Source organism: Sphingobium sp. EM0848, from assembly GCF_013375555.1.
Classification (GTDB): Bacteria; Pseudomonadota; Alphaproteobacteria; order Sphingomonadales; family Sphingomonadaceae; genus Sphingobium.
Genome location: NZ_JABXWB010000001.1, coordinates 438,259 through 463,682, shown reverse-complemented (window position 1 = coordinate 463,682; position 25,424 = coordinate 438,259). Strand labels below are relative to the sequence as shown.

General features: G+C 62.7%; 26 protein-coding genes, 2 tRNA genes and 1 pseudogene. 5 read left to right on the top strand and 24 right to left on the bottom strand.

What is annotated here, in order from left to right; translation table 11 throughout:
* Positions 1-26 precede the first annotated feature (26 nt).
* The 16 genes and pseudogenes from nuoI to tkt all read right to left on the bottom strand — a co-directional run bounded on the left by nuoI (position 27) and on the right by tkt (position 16,300).
* Positions 27-512: an NADH-quinone oxidoreductase subunit NuoI gene (gene nuoI / locus HUK73_RS02320; protein WP_004211738.1), complete on the bottom strand. Its 486-nt coding sequence runs from the start codon at positions 510-512 to the stop codon at positions 27-29.
* Positions 509-1,558, bottom strand: coding sequence for an NADH-quinone oxidoreductase subunit NuoH (gene nuoH, locus HUK73_RS02315; RefSeq protein WP_176590448.1), 1,050 nt, complete (start codon positions 1,556-1,558; stop codon positions 509-511). The genes nuoI and nuoH overlap by 4 nt, the downstream gene beginning before the upstream one ends.
* Positions 1,555-3,561, bottom strand: a complete 2,007-nt coding sequence (nuoG, locus tag HUK73_RS02310; RefSeq protein WP_176590447.1) for an NADH-quinone oxidoreductase subunit NuoG — start codon at positions 3,559-3,561, stop codon at positions 1,555-1,557. Before nuoG ends, nuoH begins: the two co-directional genes overlap by 4 nt.
* Before the next feature lie 2 nt (positions 3,562-3,563).
* Positions 3,564-4,880 (bottom strand): NADH-quinone oxidoreductase subunit NuoF, encoded by a 1,317-nt coding sequence (nuoF, locus tag HUK73_RS02305; RefSeq protein WP_176590446.1) that lies wholly within the window; start codon positions 4,878-4,880, stop codon positions 3,564-3,566.
* Positions 4,877-5,545 carry an NADH-quinone oxidoreductase subunit NuoE gene (gene nuoE / locus HUK73_RS02300; RefSeq protein WP_176590445.1) on the bottom strand — a complete coding sequence of 223 codons (669 nt, stop codon included), beginning with the start codon at positions 5,543-5,545 and terminating at the stop codon, positions 4,877-4,879. The genes nuoF and nuoE overlap by 4 nt, the downstream gene beginning before the upstream one ends.
* Entirely contained in the window at positions 5,545-6,780 is a 1,236-nt protein-coding gene (locus HUK73_RS02295) for an NADH-quinone oxidoreductase subunit D (RefSeq protein ID WP_176590444.1), read from the bottom strand. Before HUK73_RS02295 ends, nuoE begins: the two co-directional genes overlap by 1 nt.
* Before the next feature lie 29 nt (positions 6,781-6,809).
* Positions 6,810-7,415: pseudogene (locus tag HUK73_RS02290) on the bottom strand (NADH-quinone oxidoreductase subunit C); the annotation flags it as partial.
* Between the two features lies 1 nt (position 7,416).
* Positions 7,417-7,971, bottom strand: coding sequence for an NADH-quinone oxidoreductase subunit B family protein (locus tag HUK73_RS02285; protein WP_176590442.1), 555 nt, complete (start codon positions 7,969-7,971; stop codon positions 7,417-7,419).
* Entirely contained in the window at positions 7,962-8,336 is a 375-nt protein-coding gene (locus HUK73_RS02280) for an NADH-quinone oxidoreductase subunit A (protein WP_176590441.1), read from the bottom strand. Before HUK73_RS02280 ends, HUK73_RS02285 begins: the two co-directional genes overlap by 10 nt.
* A 129-nt stretch (positions 8,337-8,465) precedes the next feature.
* The gene (locus tag HUK73_RS02275) at positions 8,466-9,281 is read right to left on the bottom strand and encodes an inositol monophosphatase family protein (protein WP_150290919.1); all 816 of its coding nucleotides are present in this window, start codon (positions 9,279-9,281) and stop codon (positions 8,466-8,468) included.
* 147 nt (positions 9,282-9,428) lie between these two features.
* A complete protein-coding gene (efp, locus tag HUK73_RS02270; protein WP_025549544.1) occupies positions 9,429-9,992 on the bottom strand; it encodes an elongation factor P in 564 nt (187 codons plus the stop codon).
* Between the two features lie 228 nt (positions 9,993-10,220).
* Positions 10,221-10,910 (bottom strand): thiamine phosphate synthase, encoded by a 690-nt coding sequence (gene thiE, locus HUK73_RS02265; RefSeq protein WP_176590440.1) that lies wholly within the window; start codon positions 10,908-10,910, stop codon positions 10,221-10,223.
* A gap of 76 nt (positions 10,911-10,986) precedes the next feature.
* Positions 10,987-11,883 (bottom strand): fructose bisphosphate aldolase, encoded by an 897-nt coding sequence (locus HUK73_RS02260; RefSeq protein WP_176590439.1) that lies wholly within the window; start codon positions 11,881-11,883, stop codon positions 10,987-10,989.
* A 125-nt stretch (positions 11,884-12,008) separates the two neighbouring features.
* Positions 12,009-13,211, bottom strand: coding sequence for a phosphoglycerate kinase (gene pgk / locus HUK73_RS02255; protein ID WP_176590438.1), 1,203 nt, complete (start codon positions 13,209-13,211; stop codon positions 12,009-12,011).
* A 74-nt stretch (positions 13,212-13,285) separates the two neighbouring features.
* Positions 13,286-14,296 (bottom strand): type I glyceraldehyde-3-phosphate dehydrogenase, encoded by a 1,011-nt coding sequence (gap, locus tag HUK73_RS02250; protein WP_176590437.1) that lies wholly within the window; start codon positions 14,294-14,296, stop codon positions 13,286-13,288.
* 33 nt (positions 14,297-14,329) lie between these two features.
* Positions 14,330-16,300, bottom strand: coding sequence for a transketolase (tkt, locus tag HUK73_RS02245; RefSeq protein WP_176590436.1), 1,971 nt, complete (start codon positions 16,298-16,300; stop codon positions 14,330-14,332).
* A 187-nt stretch (positions 16,301-16,487) separates the two neighbouring features.
* Between tkt and HUK73_RS02240 the strand changes: the two genes are divergently transcribed.
* The 4 genes from HUK73_RS02240 to HUK73_RS02225 all read left to right on the top strand — a co-directional run bounded on the left by HUK73_RS02240 (position 16,488) and on the right by HUK73_RS02225 (position 18,013).
* Positions 16,488-16,670: a hypothetical protein gene (locus tag HUK73_RS02240; protein ID WP_176590435.1), complete on the top strand. Its 183-nt coding sequence runs from the start codon at positions 16,488-16,490 to the stop codon at positions 16,668-16,670.
* Positions 16,663-16,998 (top strand): cell division protein ZapA, encoded by a 336-nt coding sequence (locus tag HUK73_RS02235; RefSeq protein ID WP_176590434.1) that lies wholly within the window; start codon positions 16,663-16,665, stop codon positions 16,996-16,998. Before HUK73_RS02240 ends, HUK73_RS02235 begins: the two co-directional genes overlap by 8 nt.
* Before the next feature lie 197 nt (positions 16,999-17,195).
* Complete coding sequence (locus HUK73_RS02230; protein WP_176590433.1) at positions 17,196-17,774, top strand: 5-formyltetrahydrofolate cyclo-ligase; 579 nt, start codon at positions 17,196-17,198, stop codon at positions 17,772-17,774.
* A complete protein-coding gene (locus HUK73_RS02225; protein WP_176590432.1) occupies positions 17,771-18,013 on the top strand; it encodes a DUF2842 domain-containing protein in 243 nt (80 codons plus the stop codon). The genes HUK73_RS02230 and HUK73_RS02225 overlap by 4 nt, the downstream gene beginning before the upstream one ends.
* A 62-nt stretch (positions 18,014-18,075) precedes the next feature.
* Here the strand turns inward: HUK73_RS02225 and HUK73_RS02220 are convergent, their stop codons facing one another.
* The 4 genes from HUK73_RS02220 to HUK73_RS02205 form a co-directional block, all read right to left on the bottom strand.
* Positions 18,076-18,573 carry a hypothetical protein gene (locus HUK73_RS02220; RefSeq protein WP_176590431.1) on the bottom strand — a complete coding sequence of 166 codons (498 nt, stop codon included), beginning with the start codon at positions 18,571-18,573 and terminating at the stop codon, positions 18,076-18,078.
* A gap of 8 nt (positions 18,574-18,581) precedes the next feature.
* Positions 18,582-18,658 (bottom strand) — tRNA-Asp (locus HUK73_RS02215).
* 81 nt (positions 18,659-18,739) lie between these two features.
* Positions 18,740-18,816 (bottom strand) — tRNA-Asp (locus HUK73_RS02210).
* A gap of 41 nt (positions 18,817-18,857) precedes the next feature.
* Positions 18,858-20,012 (bottom strand): AI-2E family transporter, encoded by a 1,155-nt coding sequence (locus HUK73_RS02205; RefSeq protein WP_176590430.1) that lies wholly within the window; start codon positions 20,010-20,012, stop codon positions 18,858-18,860.
* Between the two features lie 158 nt (positions 20,013-20,170).
* On the opposite strand from HUK73_RS02205, the gene HUK73_RS02200 reads away from it, so the two are divergent.
* Positions 20,171-20,638, top strand: a complete 468-nt coding sequence (locus HUK73_RS02200) for a hypothetical protein (RefSeq protein WP_176590429.1) — start codon at positions 20,171-20,173, stop codon at positions 20,636-20,638.
* Here HUK73_RS02200 and HUK73_RS02195 read toward each other — a convergent pair.
* From HUK73_RS02195 to thyA, 4 genes are all read right to left on the bottom strand, one after another.
* Positions 20,635-21,903, bottom strand: a complete 1,269-nt coding sequence (locus tag HUK73_RS02195; RefSeq protein WP_176590428.1) for a dihydrolipoamide acetyltransferase family protein — start codon at positions 21,901-21,903, stop codon at positions 20,635-20,637. The two genes, HUK73_RS02200 and HUK73_RS02195, sit on opposite strands and share 4 nt — an antisense overlap.
* A gap of 6 nt (positions 21,904-21,909) precedes the next feature.
* A complete protein-coding gene (locus HUK73_RS02190; RefSeq protein ID WP_176592781.1) occupies positions 21,910-22,914 on the bottom strand; it encodes an alpha-ketoacid dehydrogenase subunit beta in 1,005 nt (334 codons plus the stop codon).
* A 41-nt stretch (positions 22,915-22,955) separates the two neighbouring features.
* Entirely contained in the window at positions 22,956-24,251 is a 1,296-nt protein-coding gene (locus HUK73_RS02185) for a 3-methyl-2-oxobutanoate dehydrogenase (2-methylpropanoyl-transferring) subunit alpha (RefSeq protein WP_176590427.1), read from the bottom strand.
* A 107-nt stretch (positions 24,252-24,358) separates the two neighbouring features.
* Positions 24,359-25,321, bottom strand: a complete 963-nt coding sequence (gene thyA / locus HUK73_RS02180; protein ID WP_176590426.1) for a thymidylate synthase — start codon at positions 25,319-25,321, stop codon at positions 24,359-24,361.
* Positions 25,322-25,424: the final 103 nt, after the last annotated feature.

Sequence of the window (25,424 nt, the reverse complement as noted above, 5' to 3'; positions counted from 1 at the left end):
CCATTATCCCCTTCGGCGGCTGCGGCTTAACGGTAGGGCGCATCGGCGGCAAGGTTCGCGGCGATCGCGCGTTCCCATTTGTCGCCGTTTTCAAGAAGCTTGGCCTTGTCATAGATCAGCTCCTCGCGCGTTTCCGTTGCAAATTCGAAATTCGGACCTTCAACAATTGCATCCACCGGGCAGGCTTCCTGACAGAAGCCGCAATAGATGCACTTGGTCATGTCGATGTCGTAGCGGGTCGTCCGGCGGCTGCCGTCGTCGCGCGGCTGCGCCTCGATGGTGATCGCCTGCGCCGGACAGATCGCCTCGCACAGCTTGCACGCGATGCAGCGCTCTTCCCCATTGGGATAGCGGCGCAGCGCATGCTCGCCGCGAAAGCGGGGCGAAATCGGGTTCTTTTCGTAAGGGTAGTTGATGGTCGCCTTGGGCTTGAAGAAATATTTCAAGGTCAGCCAATGCGCCTTCACAAACTCCCAGAGGGTGAAGGATTTGACGTAGTAACCGAGGCTCATTGTGCGCCTCCATAGCGCGTCAGCATGAGGAAGCCCGAAACCAGGAAGACGAACAGCAGCGAGGTCGGCAGGAAGATCTTCCAGCCCAGCCGCATCAGCTGGTCGTAACGGTAGCGAGGCACCGTCGCCTTCACCCAGGAGAAGACGAAGAAGAAGAAAGCGATCTTGAGCAGGAACCAGATGATCCCCGGCACCAGATAAAGCGGCGCCCAGTCGAACGGCGGCAGATAACCGCCCCAGAACAGAATGGCATTCAGACCGCACATCAGGATGACGTTCGCATATTCGCCCAACCAGAACAGGGCGAAGGCCATGGACGAATATTCGGTCTGGTAACCCGCGACGAGTTCGGATTCCGCCTCGGTCAGGTCGAAAGGCGCGCGCGCCGTTTCGGCCATGGCCGAGATCAGGAACATGATCGCCATCGGGAAGAGCAGCGGGTTGAAGCCGTTGCCGTTCAGGAAGCCATAATAGCCCTTCTGGCTCTCGACGATGGTCGAGATGTTGAAGCTGCCCGCCCAGAGAACCACGGTGATCAGGATGAAGCCGATCGAGACTTCATAGCTGATCATCTGCGCGCTGGCGCGGATCGCCGAATAAAAGGGATATTTGGAGTTGGACGCCCAGCCCGACAGCACGACGCCATAAACACCGAGCGAGCTGATCGCGAGAATGTAGAGCAGGCCAACATTGATGTTGGCCAGCACCACCCCCACCTGGAATGGGATCACCGCCCAGGCCATCAGCGCGACGGTGAAGGTGATGATCGGCGCGATCAGGAACAGCGTACGGTTGGCCGCCGACGGGATGATGGTTTCCTGAAGGAAAACCTTGGCGCCGTCCGCAAAGGACTGCAGCAGACCAAAGGGACCGACCACGTTCGGACCACGGCGCAGCGCCATCGCCGCCCAGATCTTGCGGTCGGCATAAATGATCATCGCAACCGCCAGCATCAGCGGCAGTGCGATCACCAGGATTCCGATGATCGTCGAAAGCAGCCACGCCCCTTCAAAAGGCAGGCCGAGATTTTGGAAAAAAGCGGTCACTCTGCGGCCTCCGCGAAGCTCTCACCATGGATCAGTTCGGCCGAGCATTGCTGCATCGTCGGGCTGGCGCGGCAGATGGCGTTGGTCAGGTAGAAATCCTTGATCGGCGAACCAAATTCGCCGGCAGCACCAGTCGGCAACGACGGCGCGGACCAGCCATAATCGGCCAGACCTTCGACGCCCAAAGCTGGAACCGCCTTGGCCATTTCGGCGCGCAGCGCTTCGAAGCTGTCGAACGGCAGGGTCGCGCCCAGCACTTCCGACAGAGCGCGCAGGATCGACCAGTCCTCGCGGGCATCGCCCGGCGCGAACACGGCCTTTTCGCCACGCTGCACCCGGCCTTCCAGATTGACATAGGTGCCCGCCTTTTCGGCATAGCTCGCGCCGGGCAGGATCACGTCCGCCGCATGGGCGCCCTTGTCGCCATGGTGGCCGACATAGACTTTGAAGCTGTCCTCGAACGCCGAATAATCGACCTCGTCCGCGCCGAGCGAGAAGAGCAGCTTGGGCTTGGCCGCCGCCACCGCCTTGATGCCGCCCTGCGTCGCATAGCCGAGCATCAGCCCGCCCATGCGCGCCGCCGCGAAGTGCAAGACGTTGTAACCGTTCCAGCCGTCCTTGATCAGACCCAGCGTCTCGACCAGCGCCAGCGTATCGCCATGCGCGCCATCCTTTGCCAGCACGCCGCCGCCGACGATCATCGCCGGACGCGCCGCCTTGCCGAACGCCTCGATCACCGCTTCAGGCAACTTGGCGAGCAGCGACGCATCATTGCCCAGCCATTCGACCTTGTAGGTGAGGTCGACCTGCGGGCCGAGGGCGAAGACCTTCGCGCCCTTCTTGATCGCCTTGCGGATGCGGGTGTTCACCAGCGGCGCTTCCCAGCGCAGATTGGTGCCGACCAGCAGGATCACGTCAGCGGTTTCAAGGCCAGCCAGCGTGGTGTTGAAGTTCACCGCGCTCAGGCTCGACACGTCATAGGAAAGCCCGGTCTGACGCCCTTCGAGCAGCGAGCCGCCCAGCTTCTCGACCAGCGCCTTGCCTGCGAACATGGTTTCGCAATCGAGCAGATCGCCAGCCAGCGCCGCAACCGAACTGCCATGCTTGATGGCCGCAATCGCCGCGAAAGCCTCATTCCAGGTCGCCGGAACCAGCTTGCCGTCCTTGCGAACGAACGGCTTGTCGAGCCGCTTGCGGACCAGACCGTCGACATTGTGCCGGGTCTTGTCGCTCGCCCACTCCTCGTTCACATCGTCATTGATGCGCGGCACGGCGCGCAGCACCTGACGGCCACGGCTGTCGAGACGGATATTGGTGCCGACCGCATCCATCACGTCGATGGCATAGGTCTTCTTGAGTTCCCAGGGACGCGCCTCGAACGCATAGGGCTTGGCCGTCAGCGCGCCGACCGGGCAGAGATCGACCACATTGCCCGACAGCTCGCTTTTCGCGGCATGTTCGAGATAGGTGGTGATCTGCATATTCTCGCCGCGATAGATGGCGCCGATTTCCGGCACGCCCGCGACTTCCTCGGCAAAGCGCACGCAGCGGGTGCACTGGATGCAACGGGTCATGACCGTCTTGACGATCGGACCCATATATTTTTCGGTGACGGCGCGCTTATTTTCTTCGAAGCGGCTGTCGCCCTTACCATAGGCCACCGACTGATCCTGAAGATCGCATTCGCCGCCCTGATCGCAGATCGGGCAGTCGAGCGGGTGGTTGATGAGCAGGAACTCCATCACCCCTTCCCGCGCCTTCTTGACCATCTCGCTGTCGGTGCGGATTTCCTGGCCTTCGCTCGCCGGAAGCGCGCACGACGCCTGCGGCTTGGGCGGTCCGGGCTTCACTTCGACCAGACACATGCGGCAATTGCCCGCGATGCTCAGCCGCTCATGATAGCAGAAACGCGGGATTTCCTTCCCCGCCAGCTCGCAGGCCTGGAGGACAGTGGCGCCCGCCGGGACTTCGAGTTCTACGCCGTCTACTTTGACCTTCGGCATGGTTACTCCGCTGCCTCCATGACGGGGGCGCTACCCTTGTTTTCGTTGATCCGGCGTTCGATTTCCGGACGAAAGTGCCGGATCAGCCCCTGGATCGGCCATGCCGCCGCATCGCCGAGCGCGCAGATGGTGTGGCCTTCGACCTGCTTGGTGACCTGCTGGAGCATGTCGATTTCGCTGATGTCGGCATCGCCCGAGCGCAGCCGCTCCATCACCCGCCACATCCAGCCGGTGCCTTCGCGGCAGGGCGTGCACTGGCCACAGCTCTCATGCTTGTAGAAGTAGGAGAGACGCGAAATGGCGCGGACGATGTCGGTCGACTTGTCCATGACGATGACGGCGGCGGTGCCAAGGCCCGAGCCTAGCGCCCGCAGCCCATCAAAGTCCATCGGCGCGTCCATGATCTGCGCGGCCGGAACCAGCGGAACCGACGACCCGCCGGGGATCACCGCCAGCAGATTGTCCCAACCGCCACGAATGCCGCCGCAATGCCGGTCGATCAGTTCCTTGAAGCTGATGCCCATCGACTCTTCGACGACGCAGGGCTTGTTCACATGGCCGCTGATCTGGAAGAGCTTGGTGCCCTTGTTGTTCTCGCGACCGAAGCTGGCGAACCATTCCGGCGAACGGCGCAGGATCGTCGGACCAACCGCGATCGATTCCACATTGTTCACGGTGGTCGGGCAACCATAAAGACCCGCACCTGCCGGGAAAGGCGGCTTCAGGCGCGGCTGGCCCTTCTTGCCCTCGATGCTTTCGATCTGCGCGGTTTCCTCGCCGCAGATATAGGCGCCCGCGCCGCGATGGACGAAGACGTCGAAATCATAACCCGAACCGCAGGCATTCTTGCCGAGGAAGCCCTTTTCATAGGCCTGCTCGACAGCGGCGAAGAGCACCTTCGCCTCATAGATGAACTCGCCGCGAATGTAGATATAGGCGGCGCGCGCCCGCATCGCGAAACCGGCGATCAGCGCGCCTTCAAGCAGCTTGTGCGGATCGTGGCGGACAATTTCGCGGTCCTTGCACGAACCCGGTTCGGATTCGTCGGCGTTGATGACGAGGAAGCTCGGACGGCCATCCTTGCTTTCCTTGGGCATGAAGCTCCACTTCATGCCGGTCGGGAAGCCCGCGCCGCCACGGCCGCGCAGGCCCGAAGCCTTGATGCGCTCGATGATTTCGTCCTGGCCGATTTCCAGCAGCTTCTTAGTATTATCCCAATCGCCGCGCTTCATCGCCGCGTCGATGCCCCAATCCTGGAAGCCATAGACGTTGGTGAAGATGCGATCCTTGTCGCTGAGAGGCGCAATCACGTCGCTCATGCCCATTCGCCCCGATAGTCGTGATTTTCCTTGACCATGTCCGTGAGGCTGGTCGGCCCGCCTTCGGGGCAGCTGGTCTGGCGATCGATCTGCGGCCCGATCTTGGGCTGCTTGCCAGCGGCGAGATCGTCGAGGATCGCGCTCATGCTGTCATAGGTCAGGTCTTCGAAATTATCGTCGTTGATCTGGACCATTGGCGCATTGGTGCAGGCGCCCAGACACTCGACCTCGGTGAGCGTGAACAGACCGTCGGGCGTCGTGCCGCCCTTGACCAGCCCCTTGTTCTTGCAAGCCGCGAACACATCGTCAGACCCACGCAACATGCAAGGCGTCGTGCCGCAAACCTGCACATGATAGCGGCCGACCGGCGCGAGGTTGTACATGGTGTAGAAGGTCGCGACCTCGTAAACGCGCATATAGGGCATTTCGAGCTGGTCTGCGATATATTCCATCACCGGCACCGGCAGCCAGCCATTGGTCTGCGTTTCCGCACCGACCTGACGCTGGGCCAGATCGAGCAGCGGCATGACCGCCGACTGCTGACGACCAGCGGGATAACGGGCGATGACTTTCTTCGCCTGCTCGGCATTTTCGGCCGTCCACGCAAACGCGCCCCAGCGCGCGCGCGTTTCGGCCTCGTCCGGGATATGAACTGCGTCAGCCATTAGCGGTCACATTCTCCAAACACGATGTCCATGGCGCCCAGGACAGCGGTTGTGTCGGCCAGCATGTGGCCCTTCATCATGAAGTCCATCGCCTGCAAGTGCGAGAAGGCGGTCGGACGGATCTTGCAGCGATAGGGCTTGTTGCTGCCGTCGCTGACCAGATAGACGCCGAATTCGCCCTTGGGGCTTTCGGTCGCCACATAGACTTCGCCCGCCGGAACGTGGAAGCCCTCCGTATAGAGCTTGAAATGATGGATCAGCGATTCCATCGAACGCTTCATCTCGCCACGCTTGGGCGGCGAAACCTTGCGGTCGAAGCTGGCGATCGGCCCTTCCGGCATCTCATTGAGGCACTGCTTCATGATGCGCGCGGACTGCCGCACCTCCTCGACGCGGACCATGAAACGGTCGTAACAGTCAAAATTGGTGCCGACCGGAATATCGAATTCCATCCGGTCATAGACGTCGTAAGGCTGCGCCTTGCGAATATCCCAGGGGATGCCCGAACCACGGATCATCGGCCCGGAGAAGCCCCACTTGAGAGCGTCTTCCTTGCTCACCACGGCGATGTCGACGTTGCGCTGCTTGAAGATGCGGTTGTCCACCACCAGGCTCATCGCATCCTCGAACAGGCGCGGCAGACGCGTGTCGAGCCAGTCGGCGATATCGGTCAGCAGCTTCAGCGGCACATCCTGATGCACGCCGCCCGGACGGAAATAGGCCGAGTGCATGCGGGCGCCCGAAGCGCGCTCGAAGAAGTTGAGGCAGTCCTCGCGGATTTCGAACAGCCACAGGTTCGGCGTCATCGCGCCGACGTCCATGACGTGCGAGCCGAGGTTCAGCATGTGGTTGCAGATGCGGGTCAGTTCCGCGAAGAACACGCGCAGATATTGCGCGCGCAGCGGCACTTCCAGATTCAGCAGCTTCTCGATAGCCAGAACATAGCTATGCTCCATGCCGAGCGGCGAACAATAGTCCAGCCGGTCGAAATAGGGTAGCGCCTGCAAATAGGTCTTGTACTCGATCAGCTTCTCGGTGCCGCGATGAAGCAGCCCGACATGCGGGTCGCAACGCTCGACGATCTCGCCGTCCAGTTCCATGACCAGACGCAGAACGCCGTGCGCCGCCGGGTGCTGCGGACCGAAGTTGATCGTGTAGTTTTGAATCTGCGTGTCGCCATAGGTCGGGTCGACCGCGTCGGTCAGATGATCCAGCTTTTCCAGATAATCGGACATCAGGCCTTGCTCCCCTGGTCCTTGGCCTCTGCCTTTTCGTCGCCCGGCAGCACATATTGCGCGCCTTCCCACGGGCTCATGAAGTCGAAGCTGCGGAAGTCCTGCGCCAGCTTCACCGGCTCATAGACCACGCGCTGATCTTCCTCGGAATAGCGCAACTCGACATAGCCGGTCAGCGGGAAGTCCTTGCGCTGCGGATGGCCCTTGAAGCCATAGTCGGTCAGGATGCGCCGCAGGTCGGTATTGCCGCCGAAGATGACCCCGTACATGTCGAACACTTCACGCTCCAGCCAGCCGGCGACCGGCCAGATGTGCGTGACGGTGGGAACGGGCATATTCTCGTCGGTGGATACCTTGACGCGGATGCGATGGTTCCGCGTGACGCTGAGCAGATGGTAGCAGACCTCGAAACGATCCGGGCGTTCCGGATAATCGACGCCCGCCACTTCCATAAGCTGCTGATACTGCGCGCGATCCCGCAACAGGACCATCGCATCGGCCAGACTTTCCCGAACAACGGTGAAGCTCAGCTCATCAGCATGGTCAACCGTTTCGACCAGCATCGAACCCAGCAGTCCGGCGATTTCCTGCGCGATACCGTCGATGGCCGCGATCTTAGGAGCAGAATGACCCATATTAACGCTCCACCGTGCCGATCCGGCGGATCTTCCGCTGCAACTGCATCACCCCGTAAAGCAGCGCTTCGGCGGTCGGCGGGCAGCCCGGCACATAGATGTCGATCGGCACGATCCGGTCGCAGCCGCGCACCACGGAATAGCTGTAGTGATAATAGCCGCCGCCATTGGCGCAGCTGCCCATCGAAATCACATATTTCGGATTGGACATCTGATCGTAGACCTTGCGGAGCGCCGGGGCCATCTTGTTGCAGAGAGTCCCCGCGACGATCATCACGTCCGACTGGCGCGGCGAAGCGCGCGGCGCGGCGCCGAAACGCTCCATGTCGTAACGCGGCATGTTGACGTGGATCATCTCCACCGCGCAGCAGGCGAGACCGAAGGTCATCCACCAGAGCGAGCCGGTGCGCGCCCATTGGAACAGTTCCTCGGTCGAGGTGACGAGAAAGCCCTTGTCACTGACTTCGCTGTTCAGCGCGTTGAAGAAATCCTGGTCGGGCTGCGTTCCCACCGGCGGCTGTGTGCCGGGGATGGGACGGTCAAGTTCTACTCCCAATCGAGTGCTCCCTTCTTCCACGCATAGACGAGGCCGAGCACCAGCTCCGCTATGAAGATCATCATCGTCGCCCAGCCGGCCCAGCCGATCTGATCGAGGCTGACCGCCCAGGGAAAGAGGAACGCCGCTTCCAGATCGAAGACGATGAACAGAATGGCGACGAGGTAGAATCGCACGTCGAACTGACTGCGCGGCTCTTCAAATGCCGGAAAGCCGCATTCATATTCGGAAAGCTTGGCCGGATCGGGCTTATGCGCTCCGGTCAGGCGCCCCACCAGCATCGGCAGGAATACGAACGCGCTCGAAAGCAGCAAGGCGATCCCGAGAAAAATCAGGATCGGCAGATATTGGGCAAGATCGACCAACGGAATCCCCTGGGCGAATGAAATGTGTTGGCGCTTTAGGCCTGCTGCATATGCGAAGCAAGGGGCGAACCCGTGAGAATGATTCGCAACAATTACACAGGCCTGATTACGCTACCAAAAGGGTTGTTTTCAGCGGAGTGCGCCAGCCACCAGCTTATGCAATTTGCTGTGAATGGCGTCATTTCCGGCAATAACCTCCTTGCGCTCGATCGGCTGATCCCCGCCACGGAAGTCGGTTGCGAAACCGCCCGCCTCACGCACCATCAGGAGGCCGGCCGCCACATCCCAGGGCTGCAAACCGCTTTCCCAGAAGCCGTCATAGCGCCCCGCCGCCACATGGGCGAGGTCGAGCGACGCCGCACCGAAACGCCGGATGCCCGCCACCGACGGCGCCACCGCGCCGAAGATGCGGGTCCATTCCGCCATATTGCCATGGCCCATGAACGGGATGCCCGTGGCGATCAGACATTCGCCCAGATCGCGCCGCGCCGATACGCGCAGCCGCTGGTCATGCCGCCATGCGCCCCGGCTCTTTTCCGCCCAATAGGTTTCGTCAGTGACCGGCTGATAGACGATACCGCTCGTCACCTCGCGCTTCGATCCGCCGAAAAGCGGCTCCTCGACGGCAATCGAGATGGCGAAATGCGGGATGCCGTGCAGGAAGTTGGTGGTGCCGTCGAGCGGATCGATGATCCAGCGCGGCTTGGTGGGATCGCCGGCAATCTCGCCGCCCTCTTCCAGCAGGAAGCCCCAGTCGGGCCGCGCCTTCTGCAATTCCTCGACCAGCGTCTTTTCCGCCTGCTTGTCGGCCTTTGACACGAAGTCCGCCGGCCCCTTGCGGGACACCTGGAGATGCTCGACCTCGCCAAAGTCGCGGCGCAGCTTGGAGCCGGCCTTGCGCGCGGCGCGTTCCATGACGGTCAGAAGGCCCGAGTGCGATACCATTTTTCTCTTCTCCCCCCTCCCGCAAGCGGAAGGGGCCGGGGGTGGGCGGCCGCGCCAGCGGCCCTAAAAAAGGAAGGGGTAGAAGGCTCGCTTTCGCTTGCCGCCCACCCCTGCCCCCTCCCGCCAGCGGGAGGGGAGACAATCATGTCAGTCCGCGCGCTTCACATATTCGCGCTCATACACATCGACGACGATGCGCGTGCCGGTGACGATGTGCGGCGGCACCATGACGCGCACGCCATTGTCGAGGATGGCGGGCTTGTAGCTGGCCGAAGCGGTCTGGCCCTTCACCACGGCGTCGGCCTCGACCACGGTCGCTTCGACCGTTTCGGGCAGCTGCACGGAGATCGGACGCTCCTCATACATTTCCAGCATGACCATCATGCCATCCTGCAGGAAGGCCGAGGCATCGCCCACCAGATCCTGCGGCAGGTTGATCTGCTCATAAGTTTCCGTATCCATGAAGACGAGCATGTCGCCTTCGGCATAAAGATACTGGAAATCCTTGGTGTCCAGGCGGATGCGCTCGACCGTCTCGGCGGAGCGGAAACGGACGTTGTTCTTGCGCCCGTCGATCAGGTTCTTGAGTTCCACCTGCATATAGGCGCCGCCCTTGCCGGGCTGGGTGTGCTGGATCTTGACGGCACGCCACAGGCTTCCGTCATATTCGATGTTGTTGCCGGGACGAATCTCGACGCCGCTGATCTTCATGGGAAGAGCCTGCCTATATGTCTGAATGATGAAAAGAGCCGGCCTCGCAAGGCTGCGGGCGCCTTTACATGGCCCGGCGCCGAAGGGCAAGGGGGAGCGCTATTCCTGAAACACCGCCTTCACGCCCGGCTTCACCATTTGCGCCAACCGCGCCGCGCCCCAGTTGATCAGGCGCGCCCGCCGGTTCGGGGCGTACCGCAAAGGCAAGGGACCGGCGGAAAGCTGCGCCTAGCCTTTCAGCACCTCGGCAAAGGCCGCCACGCCTGCTTTAGGACCCTGCGGATGGTTCCACACCGCGCCGCTCACCGCCAGGAAATCGGCACCCGCCGCCACCAGCGGCGGCGCATTGTCCGCGGTGATCCCGCCGATCGCGACGCAGGGCAGTTCGAACAGGGTCGTCCACCAGCTCAGGATCGACGGCTCCGGCCGATGATGCGTTTCCTTGGTGCTGGTCGGATAAAAGGCTCCGAAGGCCACATAGTCCGCCCCCGACTCGCCCGCCTCCATCGCCAGATGGCGGCTGTCATGGCAGGTCACGCCGATCTGCACCGACGGACCAAGGATTTTGCGAGCCTCACGCGGATCGCCATCCCCCTGCCCCAAATGCACGCCATCCGCGCCCAGCCGCTTGGCGAGCGCGACGCTGTCGTTGATGATGAAGGCGATCCCCCGATCAGCGCAGAGCGTCCGGATCGGTTCGGCGGCGCGGGCGATGGCATCGTCATCCACCCCCTGCAGCCGCAACTGGAAAGCCGCGACACCGCCCCCTTCAAAAGCGGCGGCAAGGCTGTCGGCAAAGCCCGCGTCGATGGCGGGCGGCGAAATCAGATAAAGCTGGCAGGCGGGGCGAAAGCCCTGCTCGAAACGATCAGCAAAATGGGGATCGAGGGCCAGTTCTTCGTCGGTAAAGTCGGTCATGCACGCTCAGTAGAACAACCGTGCCACCGGCGAAAGGGCCATGGCGGTCACGGGCGACCGCCATGGCTCCCCAAAATCAGGCGGCCTTCTTGGTCGAGGCGCCGTGGATCTCGTCAATCGCTTCGCCCAGCGAGGCGTTGAACTCATCGTCGCTCATCTGATGACGCAGGTCGTTCAGCAGCGCGCGGCTGAAGCTGGCGATGATGCCGCGATTCTTGGCCAGTTCGACGCAGGCTTCGGCGCGCGAGAAACCGCCCGACAGAGCGACCACGCGCAGCACGCGCGGATGGTCGACCAGCGGATCGAACAGGCCCGCCTTGGTCGGCAGCGACAGCTTCAGCATGACCTTGTCATCACCCTGCATCGCGTCGAGATTCTTGAGGATTTCCTCCAGCAGAATCTGGTCGGCTTCGGCACGCTCGGGGCTCTTGATGTTCACTTCCGGCTCGATGATCGGAACCAGACCGGCGGCCAGCACCTGCTGCCCGACCTCGAACTGCTGCTTGACGACGGCGGCAATGCCCTCGCGGTTGGCGAGGTTGATGACCGAACGCTCCTTGGTGCCGAACACGCCCAGCGCCTTGGCGCGGTGCAACAGCGTGTCGAGGCCCGGATTGGGCTTCATCAGCTGAACGCCATTGGCTTCGTCTTCCAGACCCTTGTCGATCTTGATGAAGGGCACCACGCCGCGCTCGATCAGCGCCTGCGGAACCGACTTGCCACCGGCCTCGCCATCCATGGTGCGCTCGAACAGGATCGCGCCCAGCACCTTCTCGCCCGAGAAAACCGGCGAGGTGATGATGCGGCTGCGCATGGCGTGGATCAGGCCGAACATTTCCTCTTCATTGGTCCAGGCGTCTTCCTCGATGCCATAGCCCTTCAGCGCCTTGGGCGTCGAACCACCGCTCTGGTCGAGCGCCGCGATGAAGCCGTTGCCGCCCTCAATCTTCGCCTTCATGTCCTCGAACTGCATCTGCACATACCTCTTTGTCTGAAGCGCCGCCCCTCCGGCGGCGCACATGAAAGGAGGACGCCTTGCACCGGCGTCCACGGTCGAGCGGGGCCGGCCACTCTCCAGGGCCGGCCCCGCAATCTTGTTCAGGCCATCAGCGCCTTCACGCCGGGCAGTTCCTTGCCCTCCATCCACTCCAGGAAAGCGCCGCCCGCAGTGGAAACGAAGCTGAAATCGCCCGCCACGCCTGCATGGTTGAGCGCCGCGACCGTGTCGCCGCCGCCCGCGACGGACGTAAGGCCGCCTTCCTTGGTCAGCGCCGCGGCGGTCTTCGCCAGCGCGACGGTCGCCTTGTCGAAGGGCGCGATCTCGAACGCGCCGAGCGGTCCGTTCCACACCAGCGTCCGGCAGTTCTTGAGCGCATCGCCAAGCGCCTCGACAGCGGCCGGACCAACGTCGAGGATCATCTCGTCCTGCGCCACCTCATGAACGTTGCAGGTGCGCAGCGAAGCCGGATTGGCGGCGAATTCCTTCGATACCACCACATCATAGGGCAGATGGATGGTGCAGCCCGCCGCCTCGGCCTTGTCGAAAATCGCCTCAGCCGTCTCGGACAGATCCTTCTCGCACAGCGACTTGCCGATATCGACGCCGCGCGCATAGAGGAAGGTATTGGCCATGCCGCCGCCGATGATCAGATGATCGACCTTGGCGACGAGATTGTTCAGCACGTCGAGCTTGGTGGAAACCTTCGCCCCGCCGACGACCGCCGCGACCGGCTTCACCGGCTCGCCTAGCGCGGCCTCAAGTGCGTCAAGCTCCTTCTCCATCGATCGGCCCGCAAAAGCCGGCAGCTTGTGCGCCAGTCCCTCGGTCGAAGCATGCGCACGGTGCGCGGCGGAGAAAGCATCGTTCACATAGAGATCGCCAATCGCCGCCATCGCCTCGACCAGCGCCGGATCGTTCTTTTCCTCACCGGCATGGAAGCGGGTGTTTTCGAGGATCGCGATGTCGCCATTGCGCATGACCTTGATGCCGTCCGTAGCGGCTTCACCCTGGCAATCGGGAATGAACTGCACATCGCGCCCCAGCACCGCCGTCAGCGGCCGGGTGATCTTCGACAGCGAAAATTCCGGGTTCTTCTGCCCCTTGGGACGGCCGAAATGAGCGAGGATCAGCACCTTCGCACCCCGATCGGCCAGTTCCAGCACGGTCGGCATGGCTGCGCGCAGACGGGTGTCGTCGGTGACGGAGCCATCCTGCATCGGCACGTTCAGATCCTCGCGCACCAGCACCACCTTGCCCGTGATGTCTCCCATGTCGTCGAGTGTCTTGAACGGCTTTGCCATGATCGCTCCCTGTAATCCTATAACCAGTCAGTGATGAAAAACCCCGCCGGAACGTTCCGGCGGGGTTCTGTCGCTTAGAGGAACTTCGCCACGACACCCGTGGTGTCGATCATGCGGTTCGAGAAGCCCCATTCATTGTCGTACCAGCTCAGCACGCGGACCAGCGTGCCGTCGATCACGGCCGTTTCCAGGCTGTCGACGGTCGAGCTGCGCGGATCGCCGTTATAGTCGATCGACACCAGCGGCTCGTCCGAATAGCCCAGAACGCCCTTGAGCGGACCGGCTTCCGAAGCGGCCTTGAGCAGATTGTTGACCTCTTCCTTGTTCGTTTCGCGCTTGGCGATGAACTTGAGGTCGACGACCGAGACGTTCGGGGTCGGCACGCGCACCGACGAGCCGTCCAGCTTGCCCTTGAGCTCGGGCAGAACCTCACCCACGGCGCGAGCGGCGCCAGTGGTTGTCGGGATCATCGAAAGGGCGGCGGCGCGGGCGCGGCGCATGTCGCTGTGCAGCTGGTCCAGCGTGTTCTGGTCGTTGGTGTAGCTGTGGATCGTGGTCATGAAGCCCTTTTCGATGCCGATGGCGTCGTGCAGGACCTTGGCGAGCGGGGCCAGGCAGTTGGTGGTGCAGCTGGCATTCGAGATGACGATGTCGTCCGCGCTCAGCGCGTCATGGTTGACGCCGAACACGATGGTCTTGTCGACGCCCGTGGCAGGCGCGGAAATGACGACGCGCTTGGCGCCGGCGGTCAGGTGCGCGCTCGCCTTTTCCTTGCTGGCGAAGATGCCGGTGCATTCCAGCGCGATGTCGACGCCCTGCGCGGCGTGCGGCAGCTTGGCGGGGTCACGCTCTGCGGTGACGGCGATGCGCTTGCCGTTGATGATCAGGGCGTCGCCGTCGACGCTGACTTCACCGGCCCAGTTACCGTGGACGCTGTCACGCTTGAACAGCAGGGCATTCGACTTGGCATCGCCCAGGTCGTTGATGCTCACCAGTTCCAGATCATGGTCGGTGCGCGAAAGAATGGCGCGCGCGACAAGGCGACCGATGCGTCCGAAACCGTTGATTGCTACCTTCGTTGCCACTGCAATTTCCTCCTGATTGGGGGTCTGTTTTCTTTAATGATCCAGAGCGGCCGCCACCTGCGGCGCGATCTTGGCGGCCGTGAGGCCGAAATACTCGTAAAGCGCTTCCGCCGGAGCCGAGGCGCCGAAGCTGTCGATGCCGAAGCGAAGCCCTGCAATGCCGACATAGCGTTCCCAGCCGAAGGTCGTGCCCGCCTCAATCGAGCAGCGCAGGACATGGTGCGGAAGGAGATCATCCTTATACGCCTGCGGCTGCGCCTCGAAATGCGCCCAGCTCGGCATCGAAACGACATCGGCGCCAATGCCCTGCTCTTCCAGCAGAGCGGCGGTGGCGACGGCAATCTCAACCTCCGAGCCGGTGGCGATCAGCACCACCTTGCGCTCACCCTTGGCCGCGCGCAGCAGATAGGCGCCCTTGGCGCAGAGATTCTCCGACGCCTTCTCGGTGCGGAGCTGCGCCAGATTCTGACGGGTCAGCGCCAGCACGGACGGGCCTTCCGCATCCTTCAGCGCCAGTTCCCAGCACTCCGCCGTTTCGACGATGTCCGCCGGACGATAGACGTCGAGATTGGGGATCATGCGCAGCGACATGACATGCTCGATCGGCTGGTGGGTCGGACCGTCCTCACCCAGACCGATGGAGTCATGGGTCAGCACATGGATCGCGCGAGTCTGCTGGAGCGCGGCGAGACGAATGCCTGCCCGCATATAGTCGGAGAAGACCAGGAAGGTGCCGCCATAGGGAATGACGCCCCCGTGCAGCGCCATGCCGTTCATCGCGCAGGCCATGCCGAACTCGCGAATGCCATAATAGACATAGCGGCCCGAATAATCGTCCCTGGTCAGCGGCCCGGTCGACTTGGTCTTGGTGTTGTTGGAACCGGTGAGGTCCGCCGAACCGCCCAGCGTTTCGGGCAGCAGGTCGTTGATCGCGCCCAGCGCCAGTTCGCTTGCCTTGCGGGTCGCGACCTTCTGCGGATTGGCGATCAGCGTATCGATATAGGCGTCGAGCGAGAAACCGGCGGGCAGTTCGCCAGCCATGCGGCGCTCGAACTCCGCCTTCTGCTCGTTGTTGGCGAGACGGCCTTCCCACTCGGCGCGAACGCCCGCGCCCTTCGCACCGATGGCGCGCCAGGCGGCGGCGATATCCTCAGGGATGACAAAAGGCTCAGCCGTCCAGCCCAGAAATTCACGGGCAGCGGCGACTTCCGCCTCACCCAGCGCCGAACCGTGAACGCCCGACGTGCCCGCCTTGTTGGGCGCGCCATAACCGATCTTCGTGGCGCAGGCGACCAGCGAAGGACGCGGATCGGCCAGCGCCTCATCGATGGCGCGGCGCACATCGGCCACATCATGACCGTCGCACGACACCACATGCCAACCGGTCGCGGCATAGCGAGCGCGGACATCCTCGCTGCTCGACAGATCGACCGAACCGTCGATGGTGATCTTGTTGTCGTCCCACAGCACGATCAGCCGGCCCAGGTTCAGATGGCCCGCCAGACCAATGGCTTCATGGTTGATGCCTTCCATCAGGCAGCCATCGCCCGCCACCACCCAGGTCCGGTGATCGACGATCTCGTCACCGAACTGCGCATTCAAATGCCGCTCGGCAATCGCCATGCCGACGGCGGTGGCCAGACCCGAACCCAGCGGCCCGGTGGTCGCTTCCACGCCCGCCAGCTCGAAATTCTCCGGGTGCCCGGCGCAGGGGCTGGCCAACTGACGGAAGTTGCGGATGTCCTCCATCGTCGGCTTGTCATAGCCGGTCAGGTGCAGCAGCGAATAGATCAGCATCGACCCATGGCCCGCCGACAGCACGAAACGGTCGCGGTCGGCCCATTTCGGCGCCTTGGGGTCGAACTTCAGATAATCGCCGAACAGTACGGTGGCGACGTCCGCCATGCCCATCGGCATGCCCGGATGGCCGCTGTTCGCAGCCTGCACGGCGTCCATGGAGAGCGCCCGGATGGCGTTGGCAAGGGACTTTTCGGAAACAGTCATCGAAGCGGCGTCTTTCCTGCTTGTCGGCGGCCCCCTGTTAAGGCCTGCGAATCGAAATTGCGCCCCCTTTGTCGAGTCAGAACCTATGCGTCAACCACAGCCAGCCCCAATGCCGCGCCAAGCCGCCCAATGACTGCTTTTGCACGGTGAAAACTTTGTTTATGCGTTGGCTATGCCAAGCGACCGCATGATGAAGGCGATCGCCACGCTGGAGCGTGCGATCAGCCAACTCGAACAGGATGTTAATGGCCTTTTGTCGGCCGCTTCCTCCTCCGACTCCTCCCCCGGCATGGATAGCTCGGCCGCCCGCGCGGCGCTCCAGTCGCTGGACAGTCTCATCACCGAATTGAAAGGCCAGACGGATGGCTGAAACCACATTGCATATCGCCGGGCGCGTCTATGACATACGCTGCCGCGACGGGGAGGAAACGCATCTGGCGCATCTCGCCAATCTGATCGAGCGCAAGATGCGGCTGGCGCAGCAGAACACGCCGGGCCTGACCGAAGTGCGCTCCCTGCTGTTCGCCGCCCTCTTCCTGGCCGATGAACTCAACGACCTGAAACGCGAAGCCATCGGCCGCCAGCAGAGCCTGGCGCTGGAGCCGGAGGACGAACCGACGGTCCGCGCGCTCGAATCCCTCACCGTTCGCATAGAAAAGCTGCGCGAGAGACTTGCCGCCGTCACGCCCGAAGCCTAGATAGACAGGCGACGGGCACTGTACGGTACGAGCTTTAGCGAACATCCCTGAGGCGATAATCACATCCACGGGGGCTGTCCCTGGGCGGGCTCTGGCCCGATCTACATGGTTCCCACCTGACGTTGAGGCGTCAGAGGATATTCCAGCACACGGCCGAGGCGGTCCCGTCACCCCCCTCCCCAAACCCGGACCAGATGATGAGCGACGACACCGACAAGGCGGCCCTGCGCGCCATCGCCCGGCAAAGGCGGCGCGCCTTCGTGGCCTCGCTCGATCCGCTGGCCCACCGGCTGGCGTTCAAGGTGGTCCCCTCCCCCCTCGCCCGGCGGCTGGCCGACGCGCAGGTGGTCGCGCTTTACATGGGGCTGGATGACGAAGCCCCGGCGCAACGGCTGGCGGCGCCTCTTCAGGCCATGGGCAAGACGATCGCCCTGCCGCGCGTGATCGACCGGCTGGGCAGCATGGATTTCCTCAGTTGGCGCCCGGAGGACCAGTTGTTCCCCGGCCTATTCGGCACCAGCCACCCTGAACCTACCGGCGATCCGGTGACACCCGATGTCATCATCGCACCGCTGGTCGGATTCGACCGCTCGATGAACCGGCTGGGGCAAGGCGGCGGCTATTATGACCGGGCCTTCGCGCGCCATCCCGATGCCCTGCGCATTGGCCTCGCCTGGTCGGTGCAGGAACATGACGCCTTACCCGCTGATCCTTGGGATTTGCCACTGCACCTGATCCTGACCGAAGTCGAACTGATCGAAAGCAACGAAGCATGAGCATCGACCCCCGGCACGTTTACAAGCCAAGCTGGCGCAAACCGGCAGGCATGTTCATCATATTGGGGCTGATTGCGCTCTGGGCCGTGCTGGTCGGCAGCCTGTCGGGCCTGATCGGTCGCCTGCCGATGGTCGCGCAGGTGCCCATTTATGTTTTTCTCGGCCTGATCTGGATTTGGGTGCTGCCGCTGCGGCGTCTGCTGGCATGGATGGAGACGGGACGCTGGCGCAGCTTTTGACGTGAAGATGGGGGTGGTTTGGCGACGGTTCGGTCATTCGCCGAAATCATTCGATAGCAGCCTTACCGCTTAGCCTCAATGAACCGGGTGATGTTGATTATGCAGCGGGTTTGTATCGTTTGACCTTGATCGTCAGCCATCGGATGACCCTTGAATCGAACGGACCATACTTGGCCTATTTCGGCGTCCGCCAAAGCTGAAAAAGCGCTTGTGGAACTGCACGTTTTGACGGGCAGCGAACCCGCAGTGGCACGATCCATACGAAAGAAAGCGCCATCATCTAGGAATATCAATTTCCCGCGATAGGTCTGCTCTGTGGTTCCCTTCGCATAACATGCACCAGCGACAAGCGAGCCGGTAGTCATCAACAGTGGGAAGAACAGTGTATGTTTCATATGCGTTTTGATGGCGCGGAACGCCGGTTTATTCAACCGGTGGGGAGCCACTAATGTCAGGTTAGAGGCGGATAATTCGACCATCGCAGCGGCAAAAAATGGTCGAAACCATCCATCGCTCTTGCAAGGAAAAGCCAGTTGCCCAGAACCGGCAATATCACTCATCAAAGGAGTGGCGCGAGTGACGGGGCTCGAACCCGCGACCTCCGGCGTGACAGGCCGGCGCTCTAACCAACTGAGCTACACCCGCGCAGGGCGGCATCTTGTCGCGACCCGACGGGGCCACCAGACGATGCTGATCTGAAAAACCATCCACCTTCCCTAGAGAAAGTGGCGCGAGTGACGGGGCTCGAACCCGCGACCTCCGGCGTGACAGGCCGGCGCTCTAACCAACTGAGCTACACCCGCGTTCGGTGTGGGCGGGCATCTATGCGGGCCTGCCGCCCCTGTCAACCGCCTGTAACATCAGTTTCGTGGCTTTCGTCATTTTCTTTGCGCGGGGACACGGTCAACGTCCCCCGTTCGAACAGGAATCCGGCAATATCCGGTGTCCCCGCAGCACCCACGACGGTCTGGATGATGATCAGCAACGGCACGCCCAGCAATGCTCCCGGTGTCCCCCACACCCAACCCCAGAAGGTGAGCGACACCAGAATCAGCAGCGGATTCATGGTCAGCCGCCGCCCGAGAATCGTCGGCGTCGCAAAATTGGCCTCGACCAGATGAAAACCGATCTGGAGCGCGGCGGGCAGCAAGGCCTTCCATACATCGTCGAACACCATCAGGCCGCCCAGCGCCAGCAGCACCGCCGCCAGCATCGGCCCGAAATAGGGCACGAAGTTGAGCAGCGCGACGATGCCGCCCCACATCAGGGGCGAAGGCATGCCGATCAGCCACAGCGCAAAGGCCACGGCCAGCCCCAGGCACAGATTGATGGTGGCGATGGTCAGCACATAGGCGGAGGTCGCATCCACGACATTCTGGATGACCCGCGCCACCGCCATGGCGCCGTCGAAACTTTCCCGGCTGTTGATCGTCCGCCGCCGCAGCCGCGTCCAGCCGGCCAGGAAGAAATAGATGATGAGCAGCGCGAACACCATCTGAATGATGGCCGAAGGCGCAGAGGTCGCCGCAAATTGCAGCAGGGACCGGGGCGCATCCACCGCCGCCGTCTGCGCCGCCGCCACCGGCCCGCTCGCCAGCATCTGCACCGTCTCATCGACGAAGCGCTGAAGCTGTGAGTAGAAATCGATCAGGGGCGCCAGATTATTCTGAATCTTGGGCAGGCGTTCGGGCAACAGGCGAAACCAGTCGGCCGCCGGGACAATGATCAGCACCAGCGCCGTATTCGCCACCAGCAGGAAAGCGATCACCGCGGTCAGCGCCGCCAGCGGCGAAGGCACCCCCCGCCGTTCCATCCATTCCAGAAAGGGCACCAACGCGATCGCGATCACCAGTGCGGCGGTCAACGGCAGGAAGAACTCCGCCCCTTCCTGCAAGGCAAAGGGCAAGGCCAGGATCAGCCCGATTCCGGTCGTCAGCGCAATCGACGCCAGCAGGCGATCCCGCCGCCTGTTGATCTCTTGCTGCTCTTGAAGTGTCACGCCTGAAATGTCCCTGCCCGCCGTCCTTTTGTGCACCGGCGTCCCTGATCCGTCAATTTACATCAGCGAAACAGATGGATAGCAAGGGAAACAAGGCCTTAACCAAATCTTCGGCACCTGCTGCCACATTCGGCCAGAAAGGAAGTCGGGGGACTGGCATGAAATCGGGGGTTTGGCTCATCGCTCTGGCCTGTCTGGGCGCGCCGCAGATCGTTCAGGCGCGGCAGGATATCCGCTTGGAAACCCAGATGTTCGTCGAGCGGACAAGCACCGACATCAACGGCCGGGAACGCCGTATCCTGCAAAGCGCAGACCGCGCCGGATCGGGCGACCAACTGATTCTGGTGGTCAACTGGCGCAATGAAGGCGACCGCCCGGTCCGCAACCTTGCCGTCACCAACGCCATTCCGCGCGGGGCACAACTCGACCTCACCGATTCCGCGATGCAGGTGTCGGTGGATGGCGGCGCCCATTGGGGCCGCCTCACCGATCTGTGGTTGCCGACGCCGCTGGGCGGCATCCGCCGGGCGGTCCCGGCGGACATCACCCATATCCGCTGGACCGTTCCGCAAGAGATTTCCCCCGGCGAAAGCGGCCGCCTCAGCTACCGCGCGACGGTCCGTTAATCCGCGAACAACAGGACGGGCGTTTCCAGCAGCTTGCGCACCGCCTGAACGAAGCTCGCCGCATCCCAGCCGTCGACCACGCGATGGTCGCAACTGATCGACAGGTTCATGAGCTTGGCGGGCACCACTTCCTTGCCGCGGAATACCGGCCGCTCGATGATGCGATTCGGCCCGATGATCGCGACTTCGGGCCGGTTGATCACCGGCGTCGTCGCCACTCCGCCCAACGGCCCCAAGGACGTCAGCGTCAGGGTGGAGCCGGACAACTCCTCCGACTTCGCCTTGCCCGTCCGCGCCGCATCGGCCAACCGCCTGATCTCCGCCGCCAACTGCCAGACATTCCGGTCCTGCGCGTCGCGGATCACCGGCACCATCAGCCCGGCATCGGTCTGCGTCGCAATGCCCATATGCACCGCGCCATAGCGCGTCACCACGCCCGCCTCATCGTCATAGCGCGCATTCAGCATCGGAAAGTCCGGCAACGCCCGACAGATCGCCACGATCAGCAGCGGCAGCATGGTGAGCTTGGGCCGATCACCCCGGTTGGCGTTCAACTGCTCGCGGGTTTCCTCCAGCGCGGTGACGTCAATCTCCTCGACATAGGAGAAATGCGGAATGGCCCGCTTGGAGGCCGCCATATTCTCGGCAATGCGGCGGCGCAGCCCGATGACCTTGACCTCCTGATCCGCCCGCTTCGCCGACCGTCCCGCCGGCCGATAGCCCTGCCCCGCCCCATAGAGCAGGAAGGCGTCGAGATCGGAATGCCGGATATGATCGCCGCTCGGCTTCACCTGGGCAAGATCGATCCCCAGTTCCTTCGCACGAGCACGCACGGCTGGGGAAGCCAGAACCTCCACCTTGACAGGAGAGGAAGCGGAAGAGGGCGCCGCGACAGCCGGCTTGTCCTCGACGACCGCGACAGGCTCGCTGCGCTCAGGCCCCGCCTCGACGGCGACGGGAACGACAGGAGCAGGCGCTTCGGCCTTTTCCACCGCCGCCGCTGCAACGGGAGCCTCTTCCTCTCCCTCAGTCTCGATCTCCACCAGCATCGATCCGATGGCGATCTGCTGCCCCGGCTCGCCCGCCAGCCGGACCACCGTACCGGCGACCGGGCTTTCCATTTCCACCGTCGCCTTGTCGGTCATCATGTCGGCAATCGGTTGATCCTCCTCAACCCGATCCCCGACCTTCACATGCCAGCCGACGATCTCCGCTTCCGCGATCCCTTCGCCGATGTCCGGCAGCCTGAAACTAAAAAGCGCCATGACCTGTCAGTCCTTCAAAATCTTGTTGATGGCTTCGCGAATGCGCACTGGTCCGGGGAAATAAGCCCATTCCAGACTATGCGGATAAGGCGTGTCAAAGCCGGTCACGCGCCCGATGGGCGCTTCGAGATGGTAGAAGCAGCGCTCCTGCACCTGCGCCGACAATTCCGCCCCGAAACCGCTGGTCCGCGTTGCCTCATGCACGATCAGGCAGCGCCCGGTCTTCTTCACCGACCGCTCAATGGCCTCGATATCGAGCGGCACCAATGTCCGGAGGTCAAGAATCTCTGCGTCCACGCCCATCTGGGCCACCGTATTCTCGACCACATGCACCATCGTGCCATAGCAAAGCACCGTCAGCGCCTCGCCCGCCCGCGCCACCCGCGCCTCGCCCAGCGAAACCCGATAATAGCCCGTCGGCACCTGCGCCTGTTCATGCCCGGCCCAGCTTTTGGCCGGCGTGTCATAATGCCCGTCGAACGGCCCGTTATAGATGCGTTTGGGTTCGAAGAAGATTACCGGATCATTATCCTCGATCGCCGCGATCAGCAGGCCCTTGGCGTCATAGGGCGTCGAAGGAATCACCGTCTTCACGCCGGAGACATGGGTAAAGATGCCCTCGGGCGACTGGCTGTGCGTCTGCCCGCCGAAAATCCCGCCGCCAAAGGGCGAGCGCACCGTCATGGGCGCGATGAACTCCCCCGCCGAACGATAGCGCAGCCGCGCCGCCTCCGACACCAGCTGGTCCAGCGCGGGATAGATATAGTCGGCAAACTGGATCTCAGGCACCGGCCGCAGCCCATAGGCGCCCATGCCCACGGCCACGCCGATGATGCCGCATTCGGTGATCGGCGTGTCGAATACCCGGTTCTTGCCATATTTCTGCTGCAAGCCCGCCGTCGCGCGGAAGACGCCGCCGAAATAGCCGACATCCTCCCCCATCACGACCACATCGGGATCGCGGTCCATCATCACGTCCAGCGCGCTGTTGATCGCCTGGATCATGTTCATCTGCTGAATGTCGCTCACAGCTTCTGATCCGATCGCTTCGCTCACAGCCCTGCCGCCTTCCATTCGTCGAGCATAGCCTGCTGCTGTTCGCGCAAATGCCAGGGCATCTCCTCGAACACATCCTCGAACATGGATTCCATCGGATGATGCAGGCCATGACCCAGAATACCGTTCTTCTCCGCCTCACGCGCGGCGTCGCGGACCATTTCGGCCAGTTCCTTGTCCATTGCGGCGTGTCGCTCCTCGTCCCATATGCCAAGGGCGATGCAATGCTTCTTCAACCGGGCGATCGGATCGCCCAGCGGCCAATGGCTCGCCTCATCGGCAGAGCGATAGGCGCTCGGATCGTCGGAGGTGCTGTGCCCCTCGACGCGATAGGTGAAATGCTCGATCAGCGTGGGTCCGGCATTGGCCCGTGCCCGGTCGGCGGCCCAGCGCGTCGCGGCATAGACCGCCAGCGCATCATTGCCGTCCACGCGCAGCCCGGCAATGCCATAGCCGATGGCCCGCGCCGCGAAGGTCGTCGCCTCCGCCCCCGCAAAACCCGAAAAGCTGCTGATCGCCCACTGGTTGTTCACGACATTCATGATGACGGGCGCGCGATAGACGCTGGCAAAGGTGCAGGCGGAATGGAAGTCGCCCTCCGCCGTGGACCCCTCACCACACCATGTCGCCGCGATCCGCGTATCCCCACGCGCCGCGCTGGCCATCGCCCAACCCACGGCCTGCGGATATTGCGTCGTGAGATTGCCCGAGATGGAGAAGAACCCCGCCTCCCGCGCCGAATACATGATGGGCAGCTGACGCCCCTTCAGCCGGTCGCCCTTGTTCGAGTAGATCTGGTTCATCATGTCGATGATCGGCCAGCCCCGCGCAATCAATATGCCCTGCTGACGATAGCTGGGGAAGCACATGTCATCGCTCGCCAAGGCGGCCGCCGCGCCAATGGACACGGCCTCCTCACCCGTGGACTTCATATAGAAGCTGGTCTTGCCCTGCCGCTGCGCGCGGAACATGCGCCCGTCAAAGGCACGCGTCAGCGCCATGGCACGCAGCATCTTGAGCAGCGTTTCCGCCGGCAGCTTGGGGTCCCACGGCCCGACTGCGGCGCCATCCTCATCCAGCACGCGGACCAGCCCATAGGCCAGGTCGCGCATCGTGCCGGGCTGCGCGGCTTCATCCGGCCGGACCTGCGCGCCAGCCGGCGGAATATCGAAATCACTGAAATCGGCGGTGTCGCCCGGCCGGAATTTCGGTTCCGGCACATGCAGCCGAAGCGGGGGCAGATTGCGCCCCGGCTGGCCTTTTCCAGCGTCCGAATCGACCCGGTCGCTCATCCTGCCTCCTTTTGTGCATTGCAATAATATTGCTCAACGCAATTATTATATTACAACACCGCCAAAGGCAAGTCTTGCTGACCCAATTCGCCGCAAACCGCTTTTCGCTAAACCGCTACGGGCGCGGCAATGTGCCTTTGTGGTGTATAATCAATCACTTCAAAGTCCTCGATCCGATAATCGAAAATGGATGAAGGCCGCCTATGGATCCGCAATTTCGGTTCGCCGGACGGATTTCGGGCGATCTGCTCCTCCACCAGATCGGCATGATTGAGGTAGAGATGGACATCTCCACCCTGCCAGACCACCTCGCCCGGTTCCAGATCGCATTGCTGCGCCAGCATCCGCGTGATCATCGACAGACCGAAGATATTGAAGGCGAAGCCCAATCCCAGATCGCAGCTCCGCTGGAACAGCAGCCCGTTGAGTCGCCCGTCGGCCACCTGAAACTGGTAGGTCATATGGCAGGGCGGCAAAGCCATCCGCGCCACGTCCGCGACGTTCCAGCCGGTGAACAGCAAACGCCGCGACCCCGGATTGGTCCGAATCGCCTCGACCAGATCGGCAATCTGGTTATGCCCCTGCGCCGCCTTTCGGTAGAGGCCGTCCCCTACCTCCTCATAACGCGACCAGTTCACCCATTGCGCGCCATAAACCGGCCCCAGGTCACCCCAGCGCGCAGCAAAGGCGCCATCTTCAATGATCCGCGCCTCGAAAGCATCGCGGTCGATCTGCTCTCCGGTCGCGCGGCGATAGGCGTCCAGCGGCCAGTCGGTCCAGATATGCACGCCCTGCCGCACCAGTTCGCGGATATTGGTGTCACCGGTCAGGAACCACAGCATCTCCCGCGCCGCGACCTTCCAGTAGACCCGCTTGGTAGTCAGCAGCGGCACCGCGTCATCGGCCAGCGAAAATCGCATCGTCGCCCCCAATATCGACCGCGTGCCGACGCCCGTCCGGTCGATCCGTTCGTCGCCATGCAGCCAGATCTGCCGCATCAGGTCCAGATATTGCTGCTCATAATGCGGTTCGGACGAAGGGGACAGGCTGGTCAAGACAGAGACTCTCATGATTCTGACGATAATATTGTCATGTAACGAAGCGGCCCGCCCACGCCAAATGCTGCGAAACGGATCAAGTTCTCCGCCGGTCGCTCGGAAAGGGACCATGATC